The sequence below is a fragment of the Alteromonas sp. AWJ4_199 genome (genome assembly GCF_056159165.1).
In genome coordinates, this window is the sequence record NZ_JBSWUR010000001.1 from 1,098,610 (window position 1) to 1,119,214 (window position 20,605).

Here is a 20,605-nt window from a genome sequence, read left to right on the forward strand (position 1 = left end):
TAATTGGAGACAAGTCAAACAGATTATTATTTGATCATTAAAAAACGGGGATGTGGTTCACTTCGCCTGGCACCGGCTACACCAATAGAGACGTCGCCCATCATACGTTTGGCGTTTTATTGGTGTGGCGCAGACTCTACAAGGCTGCTCTTCCCTGTCGAACACCATAAACCGCGTGCCTTCAAAGTTAACGCCTTTTGCTTCAAGCACTTCGCGTAATTCTGTGTACACGGTATAGCCACCTGTTTCATAGCTGCGTTTGCATATGGCTAAGGTGTGATGTGCCAAGCTGCGCAGCTGCTCATCATCTAATTGAGAAGGTTTGAGTGATGGGTGAACGCCTGCTGCAAATAGTATTTCGCTGCGAAGGTAGTTGCCCAGCCCCGCCATAAAGCGCTGATCCAAATATAAACCGCTTAGCGCGCGGTTATAGAACGCTTTTGAACGTAAGCGTTCTAGTACCAACTTTTCTGTCACTGAATCGTTTAGTACATCAGGCCCTACCCGCTGCAAAAACGGATGCTCATGAATAGTTTGTGTTGGCCAAATACTAATGTCGGACGCGCTAAACAAAATAGCACTGTGTGTTGCGGTATGAAGCCCTACCCTTAGCTGGCGGGTAGTATCCGGTATTTCGTTGCGTTTACAGGTATGCCACACGCCATAAAGTTGATTGTGTGAATACATAGAAAGCGCGTTACTGAAATGGGTGATTAACGCCTTGCCACGGGTTTCCATGTGCAGCACTTTTTCGCCTTCTAACTGCTGAGCGTAGGGTTTAAGCTGAGCTAACCCAAACTCTACTTTTTCTAGGGGGATATCTTTTATCACCGCTTCGACTTTATCTGCAGCGCGACGGATCTCTGGGCCTTCAGGCATGCTATCTTAACGACCTTTTATCTGGGTTAATGGTTAGTTCGCATCATTTTCAGCTTCTTTGCAGCTATATGATAACGAATACAAAAAAGGCCTGTAGCCCTTTAATGTACTTTAAACCGAAGTTAGTACATCAAAGATCAACAGACCTTTTTTTATGTATCAAAGTTAAGCTAAATTTGCCGTATTTAAACGTTCCGCTGATTAACCCTTGTTTGGCACTATCAGATATTTAGTGCCGGTCTTCTTCGCATTATACAGAGCTACATTCTCTGGCTGTAGTGCTTCTTCAAGACTTAACTCTTTGCTGTAGGACGACGCAAACGTAGTGTTAATTTCCGTAGCCACTTTTTGGTAAAGTTCGCCTACACGCTTCTTATCAAGCTTGCCTAAGAAGCGCATTAGCAACCAACCACCAATGCTCCACGTCATACCATAAGCACGGTTCAAAATAGTCGGTGAGAAGTCTAAGCCACCGTAGATATACACTTGCTTATTGCTGTCAGAGCCATAGGTATTAAAGCCTTTTGCATCTTTACTGCCCGACGCTTCCATCATGGTAAGAATATCGCTAACTAACTCACCGCCACCAATGGCGTCGAACGCAAGCGTAGCGCCAGTGCTGTCTATGGCTTTATAAAGTTCTGCTTTGAAATTCTCGCTGCTGGAATCAAGCACAATTTTCGCGCCAATACCTTTAAGCAAATCTACCTGCTCTTGGCTACGAACAATATTAACTAGCTCTACGCCTTCCTCTAAACAAATTTTGTTTAGCATTTGACCAAGGTTAGACGCCGCAGCAGTATGTACCAGCGCTTTGTGACCTTCCATGCGCATGGTTTCAACCATACCTAGCGCGGTCAGAGGGTTAACGAATGACGACGCAGCTTGTTGCGACGTAGTGCTATCCATATGAGGTAAACATGCCTGTACGGGTACACACGCATACTCTGTATAAGCTGCGCCGGTAAGAATAGACACGGTTTTGCCCATTAATGCTTGCGCCTCCGGGCTTTCACCTGCCTTAACAACCGTACCTGCACCTTCATTTCCGATAGGCAAAGTTTGGTCTAGACGAGACTTAATACGGCTAAGTAAAGGCTTGTGTACCGGCGCGACCAATGCATTTTTTTCAGCATCGAAAGTGGCTTTATCAAGGCTTGCCGGGCCAAACATAGGCCACATATCTGACGGGTTTATTGGAGAAGCCTCCATGCGCACAATCACTTCATGCGGCTTCGGCTCTGGAATATCAACCTCTTTTAGCGATACCTGGAGCTCACCTTCTGATGTAATTAGCGTAAATAGTTGTTTAGATTTGTTCATATCGACTCTTGTGCCCTAAAAATTAAACGCTCTATGCATTGGTAAGCTAACACGCCAAAACCATCAGCAATATTTATATTGCGAATACATATGCGTTTCGACCACTTATACACTCAAAAAAAATGGGGTCAGAGTACATTTCCCCGCTACCTCAGATAGACACCCCTCAAAATTAATGGGGTCAGAGTACATTTTTGCGAGTTTTTCCGCGAAGCAACCCAACGGCTTCACCAAGTGATACCGCCAAAATCCTAATCACACATCACGTCATGACCTTTATCAATAAAGTACTCTGACCCCATTACTCAGATGGGTTACACTGCTAAGCCTGTATCAACTTGCTATGATGAATTAAGAAATGAAAAAGTATTGTGCGTACGTCTTACTTGGGCTTGCTGTAATAAGCAATGCTGCGCTTGCTAAAAAGGCACCTTTGGTTTCAATTCCTACCCACGACGCGTTTTTTAATTCTATAAAAGCGCACTGCGGTAAAGCGTTTCAAGGGAAAGTGAGTAAAGATAATGTAGGCAATACCTTCGGTGATGCAGAGCTTGTAATGCACATACGAAAGTGCACAGACTTAGAAATTCAGATACCTTTTCATGTGGGTGATGATGCATCCCGCACTTGGATTCTAACGAAAACCGGCGCGGGTCTTATGCTGAAGCACGATCATAGAAATAAAGATGGCAGCTTTCATTCTTCAACCATGTATGGCGGCCACACAGTAGATGAAGGGTTCCCCCAAATGCAGTCATTTCCTGCAGATGTATATTCAAAAGCGTTATTTATAGAATCGGGAATTGCAGCATCAACAGATAACGTCTGGCAAATGATGATCTACCCCAGCCGCTTTAGCTATCGACTAATTCGCCCTGCCCGCGAAGTACAGGTAGATTTTGATCTCGAAAACCCCATAGCAACGCCAAGCGCCCCCTGGGGATATGAATAATGGGGTCAGAGTACATTTTCTAATTTAGGAGAGCCAAACAAGCCATTCATTTCATTCTTTCAGCTTGCCCGTTAGACCAGTTTTGATAGGTACAGGGTTGTAGCCTTTTCTCAATTCACTCATTTTAGTAGAGAGAATATAGAAAGGAATTTGGTGAAATTATGGCAAGGAAACCTCGTTTGGCTCCCGCAGGCTATCCTCAACACGTCATCCAAAGAGGTAACAATCGCTCAATATGCTTTAAGTGTGAAAGCGACTACATCGCCTATGTTAGCTGGCTTAAAAAGTTCTCTGCAAAATTTGATGTAGGCATACATGCTTGGGTATTGATGACCAATCATGTTCATTTACTTTGCACTCCTAAGCTTGATAACCTTGGCGTAAGCAAGATGATGCAAGCGCTTGGCCGCATGTATGTGAGGTACTTTAACCACAAATATGAACGCTCTGGGACGTTGTGGGAAGGAAGATTTCATTCCAGTCTGGTCTCTAACGACGAATATCTTCTCACGGTTTATAGATATATCGAGCTGAACCCTGTAAGAGCGAACATGGTCGAAAAGCCGGTTGAATATAAATGGTCAAGCTACAGAATAAATGCGTTAGGTACACCTTCGTCACTGTACAGTCCTCATCCTGTATACCTAAATTTAGGAGCTTCAGAAAACCAGCGTCTTGCCGCTTACCGCGCTCTGTTCGATGATGAACTTTCTGAAACTGTCATAGATAAAATTCAAAGCTGTACTCGAAGAGGACTAGTAATGGGAAGCGATACATTTAAACAGCAAATTGAAAGCCTGACTGGGCACCGCTTAAAACACGAAGCGTTGGGTAGGCCACCGCAAATCAGTGAGCAGTTCACCGCTGATTGCTCGGGAATAGCTTAATGTACTCTGACCCCTTTATTCTTAAAAACGTCGCGTTGGTTCAACTAGCTCAAACCTGCGAACACTTAACCACAAACTATTTGGAAATAAGTTAATGTACTCTGACCCCATTTCTTATATCGCGACTTGGAAGCTTATTAATGTACTCTGACCCCAATATTTTGCAGCAGCTGTTTGGTTTTTCGGCGTTTCGCGAGGGACAGAAAGAGGTGGTGGATTCTCTACTTAGTGGGCATTCCACGTTAGCGATCTTTCCGACGGGTTCGGGCAAATCGTTGTGTTACCAGTTCGTCGCTACGCAGCTTCCACATTTGACCTTGGTAGTGTCGCCACTACTAGCGCTGATGAAAGATCAGCTAGAATTTTTGCATAGCAAAGGTATTGCGGCAGCTAGCATCGATTCCACGTTAACACCTGAGCAAAACAAACAAGTGATGAACGACGTGCGTTCAGGGCAGTGTAAAATTTTAATGGTGTCAGTGGAGCGTTTTAAGAATGAGCGCTTTAGGCAGTTTATTGAATCCGTTCAGGTCAGTATGTTGGTGGTCGATGAAGCGCACTGTATTTCTGAGTGGGGCCATAACTTTCGCCCTGATTACCTTAAGCTTCCCGCCTACCAAAAAGAGCTTAACATCCCACTGGTATTGCTACTTACAGCAACGGCCACTAAAAAAGTAAAAGAAGATATGTCGGCCCGCTTTGATATTGCGCCGAACAATATCATTCAAACGGGGTTTTATCGACCTAACTTAAATTTATATGTGCGGCCTGTTCTCGAGCCCCATAAAAACCAAGCATTGATTGAAGAAATTCAAAAACAACAAGGTGCTGGGATTGTTTACGTTACATTACAAAATAGCGCAGAGGAAGTAGCGCGCTTTTTGCAGCAGCAAGGGTTTGCTGCGAAGGCCTACCACGCTGGCCTCGACAGTGAAATAAGGCAAAGTATTCAGCAAGACTTCATGCACAATAAGCTTCAAGTGGTTGTAGCTACTATTGCCTTTGGTATGGGCATAGATAAGTCGGATATTCGTTTTGTAATTCATTACGACCTGCCCAAATCTATCGAAAACTACAGCCAAGAAATCGGCAGGGGTGGACGGGATGGAGAAGCAGCAAACTGTACCGTACTCGCGAACTTAGATGGGCTTGTCACCATAGAAAACTTTGTTTACGGCGACACGCCAGATAAAAACGCTATTGAACGCGTAATTAACGACATTAAGTCGCAAGCCCCTGCGATGGAAAAAAGAGTAACGCATAATAGCGAAATGCAAGATGCAGTTAACCAAACTAACCCATCAATTGAAAACGAAGCTAGCGTATACCAATGGGAAACACAGATAAACAGTTTATCAAGTGCGAGTAATATTCGTCAGCTACCTCTTAAAACGCTGTTGGTACAGCTTGAGCTTGCCAACGTTATTCGCCCGTTATTTGCCTATTTCGCAGAATACAAATTCCGCTTCATTACCGATGAAGCCGCTATATTAAGTCTGTTTTCAGAAGAGCGCGCGCGCTTTCTAGATGCCGTATTTACCCATTCAAATATGAAGAAAGTCTGGGGCGTGGTCGATTTTGACAGTATTTATCAGCACTACGGCGCAGAGCGTTCTAGAGTAGTGGCTGCCTTAGAATACTTGCACGAGCACAATCATATAGAACTCGCATCGCGCTTAATTACAGATGTATACCGTGTTAACAACGAACTACTGCAAGACGACGATTTAGCAAACCAACTAGCCCACTATTTTGCGGAAAACGAGCGTAAAGAGGTCGAGCGCATCGCCGCACTTGTAAGCTTTTTCGAACAAGACACCTGCTTAAGCCACAACTTGTCTGCATATTTTGATGATACTCAAGCGCCGAAGGCGTGTGGACATTGCAGTGTATGTAAAGGCGATGTGGCAAAGCTTAGCTATTCATCACCAATATCAACACCAGATAGTGAACAAATATCTGAAGCTATGACAGCGCTTAAAACGCATTTAAGCGGTAAATTTGAAGGCACCATTACCCCTTCAATTTATTGTCGCTTTCTAACTGGCATGACTATGCCTTTATTTAGCCGCTTAAAAATAAGACAAGTGAAAGGGTTTGGCAGTTTTGAACACTGCCGATATGCAGACGTACTAGAAAAAGTGAACACAGCTCTATGCCAATGACTTGTAGAACCAGCTGTTAAGGGCCAATAACGGGCCAGCCTTAAAAAAAACTCGTGCCTGTTACTAAAAACGGGCATAGACTTCTTACTATATGCCCGTTACATGAGCCCTGTTTACCGCCGGGTTAGCGAAACTTTAACGCTAACGCCTGATTACGCTTAATTACGCTTTATTCCGCCTGATTACGCCATATTATCAATTTGCTTTAAGATACTACCAAAAGCACGGCTTCCAACACTTTGAATCTGTTTATCAAAGTAAAGGCTACCTAAAAGAAAAATGGTAATGTGCCCTCTCGAGCGCCAAGTAACATGCGTTTTTCCATCTTCTTCTTTCAGTGTTATTTCACCTAACTGATGATCGTATGGTAAAGGCTTCGACTTCACCACTTTGTAGCCTAGTTTATAAGGCGGCTCGTAAGCCACTATCTCTTCGTGAAGGTTCGAGCCCCCAGAAATAATTTCACGTACAGCACCCAGCCCATTTGTTTCATGTTTACCTTTAACCAACAAATTAGACTGCTCAATAGCTTTGAACTGCGCATAATTGGCATGATCACTTAATATTGCAAATACCTTTTCAATAGGTTGATTAATGGTTCGCTCTACATGAATTGAAAACACCCTTTATTCCTTTCTATATATTTTTATCAGCAATATTTTTCGATAATAGCCCAAACACTATAAAACCTTTACTTAATAAAACTTATCGTTAATCCGCAAACCTGTGAATATAGCAAAAGCCTTAATTCTCATTTATAGTGGCTAAATAACAGTGTCGTAGACGGTTTAGGATGCAATGGACACCACTAAAAAAGGATCGCTAGTTGTGGTCGGCACAGGTATTAGCGTTGCAGGGCAAATGACCATTGCCGCTAGAAGCCATATTGAAAATGCCGACATCGTCTTCATGGGCATCATGAACAAAATTGGCGAACACGTAGTAACCAAACTTAATCCAAATAGTGTATCGCTAGACGACCTTTATGAAGAAGGTAAATCCCGCGCCCTCACCTACTCTCAAATGGCCGATAGAATTGTAGACTCTGTAGTAGAAGGCAATAAAGTTTGCGTTGCTTTTTATGGTCACCCTGGTGTTTTTGTTACCCCCTCTCATGAAGCTGTCCGCCGTGTTCAACAGATGAACTTAGAGGCAAAAATGTTGCCTGGTGTATCGGCAGAAGACTGTTTAATTGCCGATTTAGGCATAGACCCCTCACGCTTTGGCTGTCAGTCTTACGAAGCCACCCAGTTTCTGTTTCGCGATTACCGCATCGACCCACATATGACTCAAATAATCTGGCAAATTGGTTTAGCCGGAGAAGCCACATTGAGCGTATTAGACGCAAATCATAGCCAATCAGGTCTGGCCATGTTGGCAGATATATTGGCGGAGCATTATCCTGCTGATCACGAACTTATTATTTATGAAGCGGCGACACTGCCACTTTGCGAACCAAAAATAGAAAAAGTTCTGCTCCGTGAACTTGAATACGTAAAACCCACTTTAATCTCTACTCTCGTTGTTCCTTCCATAGGAATGCCAGCGTATAGGCAAGACCGATTAGCAAAGCTAGGGCTAACAGAAAAACAAGTGACTAACTATAGAAACCCGACTGTAAATTAAAAAGGATAATAAAAATGGCAAAATCTATACAAGATTTCATGGTTGAACTAGATACCAACAGTAAGCTTATGGACGCCTACAAAAGCGACCCTGTTGCAACAGCAAAGAAATACGGCTTATCTGCCGATGAAGTAAAAATTATTGCCGATCAAAACTGGGACGAGTTATCTAAGCGCTTTGACGACACCAGTAAAACCATTCGTGTTGTTAGCTACTAACTCATAGTAAGCGAATTATGAAGCGCTTTGTCTTGTGCATTATTAGTGTCATTGCCCTAATGACGCTGCCTGCGCGCGCTCTCGCTGCGCCGCAAGACAAGGCATCCTCTGCCGTACATCAGCTTTCTGAGCTTAGAGCTCGAATTCAAGAGAACGACCCGAACGTTCAAAGTACGTTTACAGAATTGCATGCTTTTTTTGCAGCTCAGCCAGATGCTTTCGAACATGCACAATTCTTAAACATTAAATCGTATTTTTATGTTTTAAAACAGGATTATGCGTCGGCCTACGAAGCATTACTTGAAGCCCGAAAGTATGCGAATTCATCAGAAAATCTGCGGGCGCTTGCAGAATCGTATCGTTTAGAGGGCTTAATTCTAGACTTTTCAGGCGAGCATGCCAGCGCACTAGAAGCCATGCACCAAGCGCTAGATTTTTACAATGAAGTAGGAAGCGGCCGCGTTCTTTTGGTGTATAGCGCCATGGGCAACGTTTACATGTCGCTAAAAAATTATGAACTGATGCTGACATTTGCGCATCAATATTTGGCTGCAGCGCAACGTTTTAATAATAAAGAGGGAGAAGGAACCGCATACTTTTTCCAAGGGTATGCACAGCGTGCGTTAGGCGAATATCAAAATGCGAAAGTAAGCCTTTTGTTAGCTGAAAATTTACTTCGCGAAGCTAACTACCCTTTCATAGGTATTGTACACAGCGCCATGGTAGAGCTTCACATTGCACAAGGGAATTTAAGCGAAGCATTAAAGAAACTGAATCAAGCAGCAGAAGCCGACCGTCAGGTTGGGTTTCGCTATAACGAAGGCTCACATCTTCTTCACCTTGTAGACATCTATAAGCAGCAGGGTGAAATTGAGCTTGCTATCAGCGAACTTGAAGCAGGACTCGAAAAAAACGTCATTAAAAATGACAAAGTATTGGTTACTGACCTTTTAAACCAACTTATCGAGCTTCACGAGGAAAACGGCAACCTGGAAGCCGCACTTAGCTATTCCAAGCAACATCAACAAGCATTCAAGAAAAGTTTTAATGAGCAACAGTCCAGATTAATGGCACTTCACCGCGTGCGATTAGCTGTGTCTGAAAAAGAAGAGACAATAAAGCTGCTGGAAAAAGACAATCAGTTAAAAGAACAGCGAAACCTTATCCAACAGAAAAAGAACACTCAGCAACTTTATTTTATTGGCTTTGTAATCCTTTCATTAGGTTTAGTAGTCGGGCTATGGCTTAGAACCCGACTACAGCGAAAAGCCCTTAATACGTTGACGCAGGACTTACGCAAAGCGACCAAAGCAAAGTCAGATTTCTTGGCCCGTATGAGCCATGAAATTCGAACACCGCTAAACGCAATTATAGGCCTTACTAAGCTTTCTCAACGCGCTGCAGAAGACAAAGATCAGCAAACCAATTTGATTCAGATTGAAGGCGCATCGCAATCGCTACTCAGTATAATCAACGACATTCTCGATTTTTCTAAAATTGAAGCTGGCAAGCTGGATATCGAGTCTACGCAATTCAATTTGGATTCCCTAGTAAATCAAACTATAAGACTTCACCTAACACGCGCACAAGAAAAGCACATAGAACTTATACAACATATTTCTCGAAACGTGCCGCTAAACTTAATTGGCGACCCGTTGCGCATACAGCAGGTGCTTAACAACCTACTAAGTAACGCGCTTAAATTCACTGAAGATGGTCTTATCTCAGTAAGCGTTAGGTGCACACAAACCGCAGACGATATTCAACTTGAGTTTGAAGTGAAAGATTCAGGCGTTGGCTTAAGTAGCGCCCATCAAGCCCAACTTTTCCAACCTTTTAATCAAGGTGACGAATCCATTTCAAGGCGCTACGGTGGCACAGGTTTAGGCCTAGCAATTTGTAAACAGCTGACTGCTTTAATGGGCGGCAAAATTTGGGTAGAAAGCCAGCTAGGAAAAGGCTCTATTTTTCACTTTACCGTAAGAGTGAAACAGGACGCCTCTCAACAAATTATTTCGCCATCTAAGCAGCTTTCTGCACTAAAAGTACTTATCGCAGACGATATTGAAGCATCGCGAGACGCAATTTCTGAAGCTCTTTCAATGGCCAACATTCAAGCTGACATCGCCTCTGGCGGAAAAGACGCGGTTATAAAAATGCGCGCTGCATTAGCCGCATCATCACCCTACGACGTCCTCATTTTAGATTGGAATATGCCAGATATAGATGGCCTCGAAGTAGCGGCGATAATAAGCCAAGAGTTTTCGATTAAGCAGCCAAAAGTGGTCATGCTTTATGCGTTTGAATCGCCACGAATGAGAGAACAGGCGAACCAACTTGGCATACGTAACTTTATTAAGAAACCATTTAGTACTAGTGAGCTGGTAGATGAGTTGCAAGAGCTTTGTCTTAACGTAAAAACTAAAGCCTTGCCTAAAGACAAACCAACAGTCCCTAACTTAAAAGGTACACGTATTCTTTTTGCTGAAGACAATGCACTAAACCAAAAAGTAACGATTGGCCTTTTAGCTGAAACCAAAGCCTCAATTGAAGTTGCCAATAATGGTTTAGAAGCAATAAGCATACTGCGTAAAGACAGCGCATTCGACGTAGTATTGATGGATATTCAGATGCCGGTAATGGATGGTTTAACGGCTGCCAAACACATTAGAGAAGAGTTGAAGTTAACTTTACCTATCATCGCCACAACCGCTCATGCCATGCAACAAGACATTGATAAAAGCCTAGCGGCTGGCATGGATGGTCATATAAATAAACCTGTCGACCCTAATCGCTTTTTTGATGTATTGGTTGAGGTTTTAGATAAAAGAAGGTCTTCGGCTACTTTAGAAGTAACCAATGAAACAGCGGTAACAAGTTCATCACTTACATTTATCGACAAACCCAAAGCACTACACGCATTGCTCGGCGATGAGGCGCTTTATACAAACCTACTTAATGACTTTATCGCTTTAGAAGATGAATTCAACGCGCTACACAAGGCTATTGATACCCAAGACTATCCATCCATTGCGCGCATAGCGCATATTTTCACAACGGCACTTCGATATATTGGTGCGTTTACACTAGCAGAATTAGCTAGCTCGATTGAGTTAAGCGTAAAGCGTGGTGAGCACGAAAATGCGAAAGATTTCAGTGCGAAATTAGACCTTTTTTATAAGTCGCTCAAAAAGATGAGAGTACAGCTAAACGAAACAGCATAGCGCAATCCATCTTCATACTCTTTAAAGTCTCTCAATTAACAGGTGCTTCATAACACGCGCCACATGCCTGATTATCGGTGACTTTTTGGCTAACTTTAGCCTTCAACATTTTAGGATTTGATGTATTATTGTTTAGCTTTTTTTAACAATTAAGCGCTTTTAACCGCTCTCTTTACAATAACGCCCAATAAAGAGAGTTTTTCAAATGGGCAAGGAAAAAAAATGAATAAATTAAAAACTATACTACTGCTTGGTGTTTCACTTTTAGCCACTGGCTGCGCAAACAAAGTACATACCTATGCCACTTCTACTGAAAACACAATTGCTTTAAGAGCCTTGTCGAAGCAAGACGTTCAAGCCAATATTGGTGAGTTTACCGACTCAGGTAAAAACGAGTCGAAGGTAATGTGCCGCCTGTCTTCTCCAGTGGGAACACCAGAAGGTAGAACTTTTGCAACGTACATCAGAGATGCAATTTTAGCTGAAATGGTTGTTGCAGACCTATATGAAGACCAATCTTCAACAGTTTTAACCGCAAACCTTAACGATATTTATGGCAGCACCGTAATCGGTAATGCGTTTTGGGAATTCGATTTATCTTTAGCCTCAAGCAACGGTAAAAACCTAAACATTAAATCACGTTATGATTACGAGTCGAGCTATCTAGCGACGTCAGCCTGCTCTGAAATGCAGCGTTCTTTTGTACCTGCGGTACAGAAGCTAAATACTGAGATTTTCTCTCACCCAGACTTTCCGGCTTTACTTAAATAAAGCTTGAGCTAGAAGATGCTTTTTCACTCAAAAGCATCTTCTATTTTCTTTATACCAATCACTACTCGCACGTAAAAATCAATCTCTAACCTACTTTTACGTTTCATGAAGCGAGCAATACTTGCTATTCACTAGACTCTTGCGACGCATACTCGTTTTTCATAAGCCACGCATAAGCGGTAGTGAATGCTGTTTCTTGAAATTGCTTTAACCCCGTTTCAGAGAACGGAACCGCTAGTGGGTTTCTGCGAAGCGACTCTTTAATATCTGTTGGGCTAAATATAATAACTTCTAACCCATCAATTAACTCAATAGCGGCCTCTAGCTTAAAGCCAATTGCGCTTCCTGCAAATTTGCCTTTGCTTTGGCGTTGACGAATGATTACCGCATCAATTTTATAGTCTTCGACAAGCTTCGCGAAGGTGCTTTGAAAGCTTTTTAAGCCCTTAGCACTGGTATCAGCAAGGGTTAAACGGCGCGTACGGCAGTCGGGCAAGTGAAACAAACCATCAGCTAGCGACACTAAACTAATAATTGCTTCGTTACCTTTTAAATCTATACCACAGACTTTCATATTTATTCCTAATTACGTTTGCCTGCCATTATAACCCGTTTCGCGGCTGTTATTCACTTGCGAGCACTTTTCTTTACTTACTATCAAAATTTTTAGCTACCGTACTCACCCGCCCGACAAGTTCAACTTAGCACAGACTTAATAGTCTCTTTGGACAAAGGTTTTACAAAGTGCTCGTCGAACCCAGCTGATTTAGAGTCTTCTACGTATTTTTCTGACCCCCACCCGCTTTGAGAATAAAATTTCGTATTCTCCGATTCAGGTAACGCCTTAAGCATTTTAACTAACTCGTAACCGTCTATATCTGGCATGCCGATATCTAGAAATGCATAGTCAGGTTTGAAGGTTTTAAATGCTTCAACAGCTTCCTTAGGCGAGGTAATGCCCAGAGCGGTAACCCCCATCGATTCAGTCAGCAAACAATAAGCGTCGATAAGGTCTGCGTTATCATCAACAAACATCACCTTACTCTTGCTTTGAACAGTAGACTCCAGTTCTGTACTTACCGTCTGTTCGTAAGCAGTTTTGGAAATAGGTAGCCTTACCTCAAAGGTACTGCCTTGGTCAACGCCATCACTCATTACAGAGACTTCACCGTGATGTAAAGCCACTAGCTTACTCACCAGGGTTAGGCCAATACCAAGACCGCCTTTGGTATGGGTAGAATGGGCTTCAATTTGAGTGAACATGTTAAACACATCTTTTAGCCTATCTTCAGGAATACCCATTCCGTTGTCTTTCACAGAAACGACGATCATCACGCCTTCTTTTTTGATCTCGACTGCTATCTTTCCTGAATCTTTCGTATATTTAGCCGCATTATGGATAATGTTAGAGAAGACCTGGCTCAAGCGCGCTTTGTCGCCGTAAACGGTCACATCTTCTTCAAGACAATTAACCGTTATGTCGTGTTTCTTCGCTTTAACCTGCTGTTCCACAATTTCAAGAGAATCAGAAAGCACGTCTTGAATGCTTAATCGCTCAAATTCAAGCTTAACTTTGCCTCGCGTAATACGAGATACGTCCATTAAATCGTTAATGAGTTTGGACATGTATTCGGCTTGACGATTAATAATTGCCGTTACTCTTTTGCGGGTTTTATCATCATCAACCGATTCTAAAATGCTTGCGCCCGACATGATTGGGCCCAATGGGTTTCGCAACTCATGCGCCAAGGTAGCAAGAAATTCATTTCTGTAGTTATCCTGCTTTTCAAGTTCCTGGATACTGATATGCATACGTTCTTGCACATCAAGCGCATAAACCAAAAACATCCTGTTTAATCGGTTGGCAGTTTCAACGTCAGTTTTATCAAACGTTGTTGAACGCCCTTCAATTGTGCGGGTATGGATAGTAAACGCTGAACGAGGCTTAAGACGTTCTGCTTTCGGCGCATCTTCAGATTTTTCATCTTCAGCGCCAATCCACTTTTGAACGCGATGGGTTTCTTTTCTAAACCAAGCAGTAAAGTACTGCTTTTTCTCAAACAGCGGGATAATCATAATACCCGCTATTCCATACTCTCGCGCTTCAGGATAATCATCATAAAGTGAATCGTTAGTGTAAGGGAAACCGCCTTCGCCGCTCGCTTTAGAAAAGATATCTTTGATAAGTTCTATTGGTAAGGTTTCACCAAGCGTAATGGTTTCATACTGCGAATAGTAAACAAACCCAGAGCTATTAAGCGCATCTAAAAACGCCCGTTCACCGCTTTTCACCACGCGACTGATAGGATTTGCTGGCCCTATTTTGTCTAGCATGGCATCCACGGCTTCGTCGGTGACATATTTTTTGTGCTTGGCAATTTCTTCTTCTTTTGCCAACAAATGCCAGCTAAACAACTGGCTTAAGTTTTCGCACTGCAACCTTACATTTTGAGGGATATAACAAGGCTCGCGATGATGACATGAAATAAGCCCGTATAGCTCTCCGTCTGTTACTAGAGATATGGAGAACGAAGCGCGTAACCCTTGGTTTCTGATATATTGAAGGTGAATAGGCGAGAAGGTGCGCAACAGCGAACGAGTGAGATCTAACCGCTCTCTTCCAGCCTCCTCGACAGAAGGCACCAATCTAGCTGGGGGCAATTCTGTATCAGGCGTTAACCTTACCCAATTTGTTTTGTAGAGCTCCCTGGCTTGTTTTGGTATGTCTGAAGCAGGAAAGTACAAATCTTGATAAGACTCCATATCTTCAGCCTTAGCTTCCGCGATAACCTTACCTGAGTAGTCATCGTTGAATTTGTAAAGCACCACTCTATCCATGTTGGTAAGATATTTAATGGTCGACACCATCTCTTGTGCCATCTCACCGAGCGATGTCATTTCTTTGAAGCGTGGCGCGATAGACAATGAATAAAGCTTAATGAATTGCTCTGCGCTGTAGGCATCTCTAAATTCTGTAGCAGGCTCAAGCTCGACCACATAATGATGACCTGAATCGTAAACAACCGCTAAATAATCTCCTGCTTCCCCTTCTACTAAAAGCGACGAATTTAAAATCAGCTTAATGGGCAGCCGTATTTTGCTCTTCGACACTCTATCGAAGGTTTCTTCAAGAAACGCGCGCTCATTAGTATCAGAGGAAAGAATATCTAAAAAGTTTTTACCTATGATCGTCTCAGCAAATATCGTTTCGCAGTTTTCACTAACAATTGAGATATTTAGATCGTCGTAGCTAAACGCGATAAGAAACCCATAACTTTGTACACTTTCGGGAATGTGTATTGGCTCGTCTTCACAACGTTCAAAGTTAAAGTTTTGAGGAGATTGATTCATAGAGGTCCTAAAGTTTGTATCCGTCCGTTATAAGCGAGAATGAATCGAAAACTATCACATCGACAAGCCAAATTATAATACGCTTACGTTTTACTGGCTTAATTTAATTAAACGCCCACCTTCCTTATCTTCAAGCACATAAATATTGCCCATGCTGTCTTGCTCGACTTCGCGTACGCGCTTACCCCATTCGTAACGCTCTGCTTCTTCCACTTTCCACTTGCCTTCTTCATCTTTACCAAAAGCAACACGTACCAGCGCTTTTGAAGACAAACCACCGATAAAGCCGTTACCTTTCCAGTCGCTAAATTTATCGCCTTTATAAATAATAAAACCGGCAGGGCTGATAGCAGGCACCCACGCTAATTCAGGTGACTTAAAAATAGGGATATCTTCGTGATTAGGTATTTTTACGCCTGAATAATGGTCGCCTTGCGACACAGTAGGATAACCGTAGTTGCGAGCTTTTTCGATAAGGTTAAGTTCATCTCCATGGCGCGGTCCCATTTCATGAGCCCATAAATTACCTTTCTCATCAAAATCAATGCCTAGCGGATTGCGGTGCCCTAACGTCCAGATTTGTTCTGTTACATTGCCTTGACCATAAAACGGATTATCTTCAGGCACGCTACCGTCGTCGTTTAAGCGCAGCACCTTACCTAAGTTCATCGCCATGTTTTGCGCTGGCGTGAATTTCTGGCGCTCGCCCGAGGTGATAAATAAATGGCCATCAGGTGAAAACGCCATGCGGTGAGAGTAATGCCCATTCCCCGTCACCTTCGGCGACTGACGCCAAATTAGCTCTCTATCAGATAGCTTCGCACCGCTATCAGAAATGGTAAGCGTGGCGCGCTCAATTACTGCGCCGCTAAACGCATCGTCTTTCTCATCTCGTTCAATGTAGGAAATATAAATAGTGTTGTTTGACGCAAACCCCGGGTGAATAATGACATCGCCTAGCCCGCCCTGCCCGCGTGCGGTAACGCTTGGCGCATTGCTAACCTCAAAACGCTTTTGCTGGTTTTCATCAAGCAGCCACAAAGTGCCCGCCTTTTCCGTTACCAAGCTTTGCCCATCCGGCAAAAAGGCCATGGCCCAAGGGTTATCGAACGTCGACTGAACATTCCCCACTACAGTAGTAGCCTTACTCCCTTTCATTTCAACTTTTCCAGAGGAGCCTGACTGAGCAAAGGTAAAAAAAGAGGTGGCAAAAAGCGTAACCAATAGTGCGGCTTTCCGATTCATGCTAGCTTTGTGCTTACTTGTTGTGTTCATCGACGTTCTAACCTTTTTCGAGAGTTTGCGTATTGCTAGTTACACGGTGAAGCGTTTATTACACATCAACGCGTGGCGCATAGGGTTTTAGTTAACATTGGTTACGGAGATTTAATTAAAGAGGTTTATATTATCGACTTGGTTTAATTATTCGTATTTTTGAGTTAAGCGCGCTCTTCCTAAACTTTCTTTAATGCTGTAATACTTTACTTGAATACCGCCTATGTTAATTTCAAAAAAGTTTTAGCAACGAATGTAAGGAGGTGATCATATGTCGAGAGTTAAGGTATTCGAACAGGCAGCTATGAGTGAGGATCGTTCTAGCTAACCCCTTTAACGTAATTGCTCTAGAAGGCTGTCTTTCAGCCCAACTCGGAAAGCCGCATCACGTTGCTGATTGCGGCTTTTTTTTGTTTCTAAAAAGATATACAACAAAAAAACTATATTTTCAGTTCGTTTCATTCCAAAATATGTACATTTGTTGAAAAATGTAGGATCTAAAATAGGTTTAGCTCGCTACAGAGTGAGTTTTAGTAAGGTTTTGCCAAGGAGTAAGACGTTGGTCAGGGTTGGACTATTCATATCATTAATAATGTTTGCTAATGCAAACGCAGCCGACATTGGCGATCAGAAAAGCGCATTCGCTCTCCACGCTGACAATGCTTTTCTAACTGAACGGGTAAATCTGGACGACAAGCCTTTTTCAACCTCGGTCGATACAGTACAAATGCTAGTTGATGAACTAGGGTATGAAGACCCCGTTCTTCACGTTCCCCTTGTCCGTTCTTTTGCGTATATGCAACATGGCGAAAACATTTGCGTACTCAATAAAATAAAAGCCCCTGAACGCGAGAAAAAACACCTTTATTCGCTACCACTAAGCTTCTTTCAAACACAACGTTTTTATCAACTAGCGTCAATGCCACCAATAGATGAAAACCTTTTAAATAAGGACGGTCAGCTACTAAGTGTATCTAAGGTAATTGAAGCCTACTCCGACGGTTTCATTGTACTGCCTGAATATTACTCATTCGGTGAAAAGATTGACCAAGATTTGAAGCAAGTTAGTCGAGAGAAAATTCTTCGTGTAGCAAATGATGTTTATTACACTCGCTTTATGGAGATGTTTGCAAAGGGAAAGTCTAATTTTGCACTTATCTATCCTGCCAGTATTTACCTAAGCTATGGAGATAAAATACCTGTCGAAGTACGCAGTTATTCCATTGCGGGTAACCCAAGCCACGTATCAGGACATGTTATATGCCCCAAAACGCCACAAGGGGCAAAGCACATAGCGCGCATAAACGCCGCAATAAAACGCATGTATTCAAAAGCTGAATTTATTGCTGCACATACTCGGTATTTGCCTACGCAGGACAGGCAAAATTTGAAGGCTTTTATTAAGCAAACGGTTCGAGAGCTAATGCTGGGCGAGTGATGACGTGTTAATTGCATTCCCTTGTTTAGTTACGTTAATACCCCACAAACCATTCGGTCTACGCTTTATGAACACCTGTAAAATAAAGCATTGTAAATTGAAGCAATAATAGTAGGAACGTACTCTGGTACGTTCACTCGTAATGGAATACACATAATGAAAACAAATAAGCTCTTCGCCTCTTTAGCACTTTCGCTTTGTTTTACTTCGTTGTTAGGCTGCACAGAGCCTGAAACCCTGCCCGCCTCTCCCTCTGCTGGCGCAGAATTTAAAGAAGCTGACCTTTTAAAAACTGGACTGGCTGAACGCATTCGAATTGAAGGGCAAAAGGTTGATTACCAATCTTTAGAGCAAAGACAAGCGCATTATGATGTGCCTGGTGTGTCTGTAGCGTTTATGAGAAATGGGCAACTAGCTTGGACCATGCAAAGCGGCGTAAAAGATTTAACCACTGAATTGGCTGTTGACGAAAACACAGTATTCCAAGCAGGCAGTATTTCTAAACCCGCATTTGCAGCAGTATTGATGAAATATCGCGAAGATAACCCGCTAGATCTAGATGCAGATGTTAATGCCTTACTCACCAGCTGGCAGTTACCTGAACATGAATGGACTGGGCAAGACATTGTTTCATTACGCAGGTTGTTAAGCCACACGGCGGGTACCACAGTACATGGCTTTCCTGGTTACGCAGCGGGCGAACCCGTACCTACTTTGCAGCAGGTGCTAGAAAGTGCATTTCCCGCCAATACCGATGCCGTTGTTGTTGATATTCAACCTGGCACGCAAATGCGTTATTCCGGTGGCGGCACTACGCTTGCTCAACTCACTTTGCAGGACGTAGCTAATGAGCCCTTGCCAACCATGTCACAACGGCTTTTGTTTAAACCTTTAGGCATGACTCGTTCTGGCTTCGAACAACCCATATCGACCAACTTATCAAATAATATGGCTACGCCGTATGACGGTGACGGCTCGCCAATTAAAGGTGGCGCGCATACTTACGCTACGCTTGCAGCGGCAGGCATGTGGAGTACGCCAACAGATATGTTGAAAATGGCTAACGGCGTTCGTAGCGCGTATTTAGGGCAAAAAACTGATTGGATATCGCAAGCCACCGCACAAGAAATGTTAACCAACAATACACCAACCAATGAAGCACCTAATGTTGGTATCGGCTTTTTTATCAATATGGATGATAACGGTAAAATTTTAGGCTTTGGTCACGGTGGCGCAGATGCTGGGTTTATGTCGCAGTTATACATTGAACTAGATACCGGCAACGGCTACGCCATTATGACGAACGGCAACAACGGTAGGCAATTAATAACTGAACTAGAAATACGCTTAAAAGAAGTGTTAAACGTGGGTTATTCGGAAGCTGAGGTTAGGAAGTTAGTACCCATAAGCCAAGACGAACTAAGCCAATACATTGGCACCTATGCCGTGACAAAACCAGTTATTGTTGATGTGGTGTTAGAAAAAACAGCCAATGGCTTTGTGCTTAACGCCTTACCTTACGTTGAGAATGAAGAATATTTTCATGAGGGTGGCGGACGATTTTTTGCTAAGAATGGGAGTAGTATTCGTTTTGAAATGGATGATGAAGATGGGTTGGTTGAGGCGCTTGTTATGGATGGGAATATTCGGGGTGCTAGGGAATAGTAAGCGGTAAGACTGAGTGTTCTCGGAATGTTAGGCTTTTTTACCGCACTGGTATAAATAAAGTAATTCGACTTGGTCGGATTGCGACGAATATTCACGACCAATTTTGAAACTCTTCTTTTAATCGTCAAGCCCATTCAATGAAGCAGAGTTTAAACCCGACCTTCAGTGTAAAATTACTTAAACCGGCCCCTTATCTAACATCATCGAATTCGATGACATAAGAAAAGCGCTAAATCCTTAAAACAACAAGTCATTAAAACCTATAAATCAAAAAACATTAAAACCTATAGGTGATATAACACTAAAACCTATAAATAAGGATTGATAGCTGGTCAGTATCACAGTGATTGGTATCTCGCCTTATTTGGCCCAATTGCGGCTGCCGGTATTATTAAACAATCGGACTTGGCTGGTTACCGGACAGGGCCTGTCTATATCCGCCAATCTATGCATACTCCACCAAGCAAAGAAGCGGTTCGCGATATGATGCCAACACTCTTCGACCTGCTCGCAGAAGAGAAAAATTCAGCCGTCAGAGTGGTACTGGGGCACTTCATTTTTGGCTACATTCACCCTTACTTTGACGGCAATGGCAGAATGGGAAGATTTGTTATGAATCTAATGATGGCATCGGGTAGCTATCCCTGGACAATTGTACCCGTCGAACGACGAGACGAATATATGCAAGCGTTGGAATCTGCCAGCGTCAAACAAGATATCGTGCCTTTTACAAAGTTTTCGGCATCTTTGGTTTAACAAATCTCAGTTTGGAGAAGTGAACAATCCTTCATATGAATTTTTGTGTTTTTTTAGTTTATTTCCAGCAAC

16 protein-coding genes are annotated in these 20,605 nt (G+C 42.9%); 10 read left to right on the top strand and 6 right to left on the bottom strand.

What is annotated here, in order from left to right; genetic code table 11:
* Nucleotides 1-57: 57 nt before the first annotated feature.
* Nucleotides 58-879 (bottom strand): endonuclease VIII, encoded by an 822-nt coding sequence (gene nei, locus ACXAER_RS04860; protein WP_474827146.1) that lies wholly within the window; start codon nucleotides 877-879, stop codon nucleotides 58-60.
* A 201-nt stretch (nucleotides 880-1,080) separates the two neighbouring features.
* Nucleotides 1,081-2,202 (bottom strand): zinc-binding dehydrogenase, encoded by a 1,122-nt coding sequence (locus tag ACXAER_RS04865; RefSeq protein WP_474827148.1) that lies wholly within the window; start codon nucleotides 2,200-2,202, stop codon nucleotides 1,081-1,083.
* A 358-nt stretch (nucleotides 2,203-2,560) separates the two neighbouring features.
* Between ACXAER_RS04865 and ACXAER_RS04870 the strand changes: the two genes are divergently transcribed.
* The 3 genes from ACXAER_RS04870 (at nucleotide 2,561) to ACXAER_RS04880 (ending at nucleotide 6,206) form a co-directional block, all read left to right on the top strand.
* Nucleotides 2,561-3,154, top strand: coding sequence for a hypothetical protein (locus ACXAER_RS04870; RefSeq protein WP_474827150.1), 594 nt, complete (start codon nucleotides 2,561-2,563; stop codon nucleotides 3,152-3,154).
* Nucleotides 3,155-3,315: 161 nt separating this feature from the next.
* Entirely contained in the window at nucleotides 3,316-4,041 is a 726-nt protein-coding gene (locus tag ACXAER_RS04875) for a transposase (protein WP_474827152.1), read from the top strand.
* 140 nt (nucleotides 4,042-4,181) lie between these two features.
* A complete protein-coding gene (locus tag ACXAER_RS04880; protein WP_474827153.1) occupies nucleotides 4,182-6,206 on the top strand; it encodes a RecQ family ATP-dependent DNA helicase in 2,025 nt (674 codons plus the stop codon).
* A gap of 182 nt (nucleotides 6,207-6,388) precedes the next feature.
* Here the strand turns inward: ACXAER_RS04880 and ACXAER_RS04885 are convergent, their stop codons facing one another.
* Nucleotides 6,389-6,829 carry an SRPBCC family protein gene (locus tag ACXAER_RS04885; RefSeq protein WP_474827155.1) on the bottom strand — a complete coding sequence of 147 codons (441 nt, stop codon included), beginning with the start codon at nucleotides 6,827-6,829 and terminating at the stop codon, nucleotides 6,389-6,391.
* 175 nt (nucleotides 6,830-7,004) lie between these two features.
* Here ACXAER_RS04885 and ACXAER_RS04890 point away from each other — a divergent pair, with 175 nt between their 5' ends.
* From ACXAER_RS04890 to ACXAER_RS04905, 4 genes are all read left to right on the top strand, one after another.
* Nucleotides 7,005-7,832 carry an SAM-dependent methyltransferase gene (locus ACXAER_RS04890; protein ID WP_474827157.1) on the top strand — a complete coding sequence of 276 codons (828 nt, stop codon included), beginning with the start codon at nucleotides 7,005-7,007 and terminating at the stop codon, nucleotides 7,830-7,832.
* 14 nt (nucleotides 7,833-7,846) lie between these two features.
* Nucleotides 7,847-8,050 carry a hypothetical protein gene (locus ACXAER_RS04895; protein WP_179984203.1) on the top strand — a complete coding sequence of 68 codons (204 nt, stop codon included), beginning with the start codon at nucleotides 7,847-7,849 and terminating at the stop codon, nucleotides 8,048-8,050.
* 17 nt (nucleotides 8,051-8,067) lie between these two features.
* Nucleotides 8,068-11,274, top strand: coding sequence for a tetratricopeptide repeat-containing hybrid sensor histidine kinase/response regulator (locus ACXAER_RS04900; protein WP_474827159.1), 3,207 nt, complete (start codon nucleotides 8,068-8,070; stop codon nucleotides 11,272-11,274).
* 222 nt (nucleotides 11,275-11,496) lie between these two features.
* Nucleotides 11,497-12,045 (top strand): hypothetical protein, encoded by a 549-nt coding sequence (locus ACXAER_RS04905; protein WP_474827161.1) that lies wholly within the window; start codon nucleotides 11,497-11,499, stop codon nucleotides 12,043-12,045.
* A gap of 124 nt (nucleotides 12,046-12,169) precedes the next feature.
* Here the strand turns inward: ACXAER_RS04905 and ACXAER_RS04910 are convergent, their stop codons facing one another.
* The 3 genes from ACXAER_RS04910 to ACXAER_RS04920 form a co-directional block, all read right to left on the bottom strand.
* Complete coding sequence (locus tag ACXAER_RS04910) at nucleotides 12,170-12,619, bottom strand: DUF3010 family protein (RefSeq protein ID WP_474827163.1); 450 nt, start codon at nucleotides 12,617-12,619, stop codon at nucleotides 12,170-12,172.
* Nucleotides 12,620-12,741: 122 nt separating this feature from the next.
* Nucleotides 12,742-15,396 carry an ATP-binding protein gene (locus ACXAER_RS04915; RefSeq protein ID WP_474827165.1) on the bottom strand — a complete coding sequence of 885 codons (2,655 nt, stop codon included), beginning with the start codon at nucleotides 15,394-15,396 and terminating at the stop codon, nucleotides 12,742-12,744.
* 90 nt (nucleotides 15,397-15,486) lie between these two features.
* Nucleotides 15,487-16,671 carry a PQQ-dependent sugar dehydrogenase gene (locus ACXAER_RS04920; protein WP_474827167.1) on the bottom strand — a complete coding sequence of 395 codons (1,185 nt, stop codon included), beginning with the start codon at nucleotides 16,669-16,671 and terminating at the stop codon, nucleotides 15,487-15,489.
* A gap of 559 nt (nucleotides 16,672-17,230) precedes the next feature.
* Here ACXAER_RS04920 and ACXAER_RS04925 point away from each other — a divergent pair.
* The 3 genes from ACXAER_RS04925 (at nucleotide 17,231) to ACXAER_RS04935 (ending at nucleotide 20,533) form a co-directional block, all read left to right on the top strand.
* On the top strand, nucleotides 17,231-18,109 hold the full coding sequence (locus ACXAER_RS04925) for a hypothetical protein (RefSeq protein ID WP_474827169.1): 879 nt from the start codon (nucleotides 17,231-17,233) through the stop codon (nucleotides 18,107-18,109).
* Between the two features lie 156 nt (nucleotides 18,110-18,265).
* Nucleotides 18,266-19,774 carry a serine hydrolase domain-containing protein gene (locus tag ACXAER_RS04930; protein WP_474827171.1) on the top strand — a complete coding sequence of 503 codons (1,509 nt, stop codon included), beginning with the start codon at nucleotides 18,266-18,268 and terminating at the stop codon, nucleotides 19,772-19,774.
* 408 nt (nucleotides 19,775-20,182) lie between these two features.
* On the top strand, nucleotides 20,183-20,533 hold the full coding sequence (locus tag ACXAER_RS04935; RefSeq protein ID WP_474827173.1) for a Fic family protein: 351 nt from the start codon (nucleotides 20,183-20,185) through the stop codon (nucleotides 20,531-20,533).
* Nucleotides 20,534-20,605: the final 72 nt, after the last annotated feature.

What these genes read in the sequence shown, in the direction of transcription:
- ACXAER_RS04915 (WP_474827165.1), bottom strand. Translation starts at nt 15,396, where the DNA reads ATGAATCAATCTCCTCAAAACTTTAACTTTGAACGTTGTGAAGACGAG.
- ACXAER_RS04910 (WP_474827163.1), bottom strand. Translation starts at nt 12,619, where the DNA reads ATGAAAGTCTGTGGTATAGATTTAAAAGGTAACGAAGCAATTATTAGT.
- ACXAER_RS04875 (WP_474827152.1), top strand. Translation starts at nt 3,316, where the DNA reads ATGGCAAGGAAACCTCGTTTGGCTCCCGCAGGCTATCCTCAACACGTC.
- ACXAER_RS04890 (WP_474827157.1), top strand. Translation starts at nt 7,005, where the DNA reads ATGGACACCACTAAAAAAGGATCGCTAGTTGTGGTCGGCACAGGTATT.
- ACXAER_RS04900 (WP_474827159.1), top strand. Translation starts at nt 8,068, where the DNA reads ATGAAGCGCTTTGTCTTGTGCATTATTAGTGTCATTGCCCTAATGACG.
- ACXAER_RS04905 (WP_474827161.1), top strand. Translation starts at nt 11,497, where the DNA reads ATGAATAAATTAAAAACTATACTACTGCTTGGTGTTTCACTTTTAGCC.
- ACXAER_RS04870 (WP_474827150.1), top strand. Translation starts at nt 2,561, where the DNA reads ATGAAAAAGTATTGTGCGTACGTCTTACTTGGGCTTGCTGTAATAAGC.
- ACXAER_RS04865 (WP_474827148.1), bottom strand. Translation starts at nt 2,202, where the DNA reads ATGAACAAATCTAAACAACTATTTACGCTAATTACATCAGAAGGTGAG.
- ACXAER_RS04895 (WP_179984203.1), top strand. Translation starts at nt 7,847, where the DNA reads ATGGCAAAATCTATACAAGATTTCATGGTTGAACTAGATACCAACAGT.
- ACXAER_RS04920 (WP_474827167.1), bottom strand. Translation starts at nt 16,671, where the DNA reads ATGAACACAACAAGTAAGCACAAAGCTAGCATGAATCGGAAAGCCGCA.
- nei (WP_474827146.1), bottom strand. Translation starts at nt 879, where the DNA reads ATGCCTGAAGGCCCAGAGATCCGTCGCGCTGCAGATAAAGTCGAAGCG.
- ACXAER_RS04880 (WP_474827153.1), top strand. Translation starts at nt 4,182, where the DNA reads ATGTACTCTGACCCCAATATTTTGCAGCAGCTGTTTGGTTTTTCGGCG.
- ACXAER_RS04930 (WP_474827171.1), top strand. Translation starts at nt 18,266, where the DNA reads ATGAAAACAAATAAGCTCTTCGCCTCTTTAGCACTTTCGCTTTGTTTT.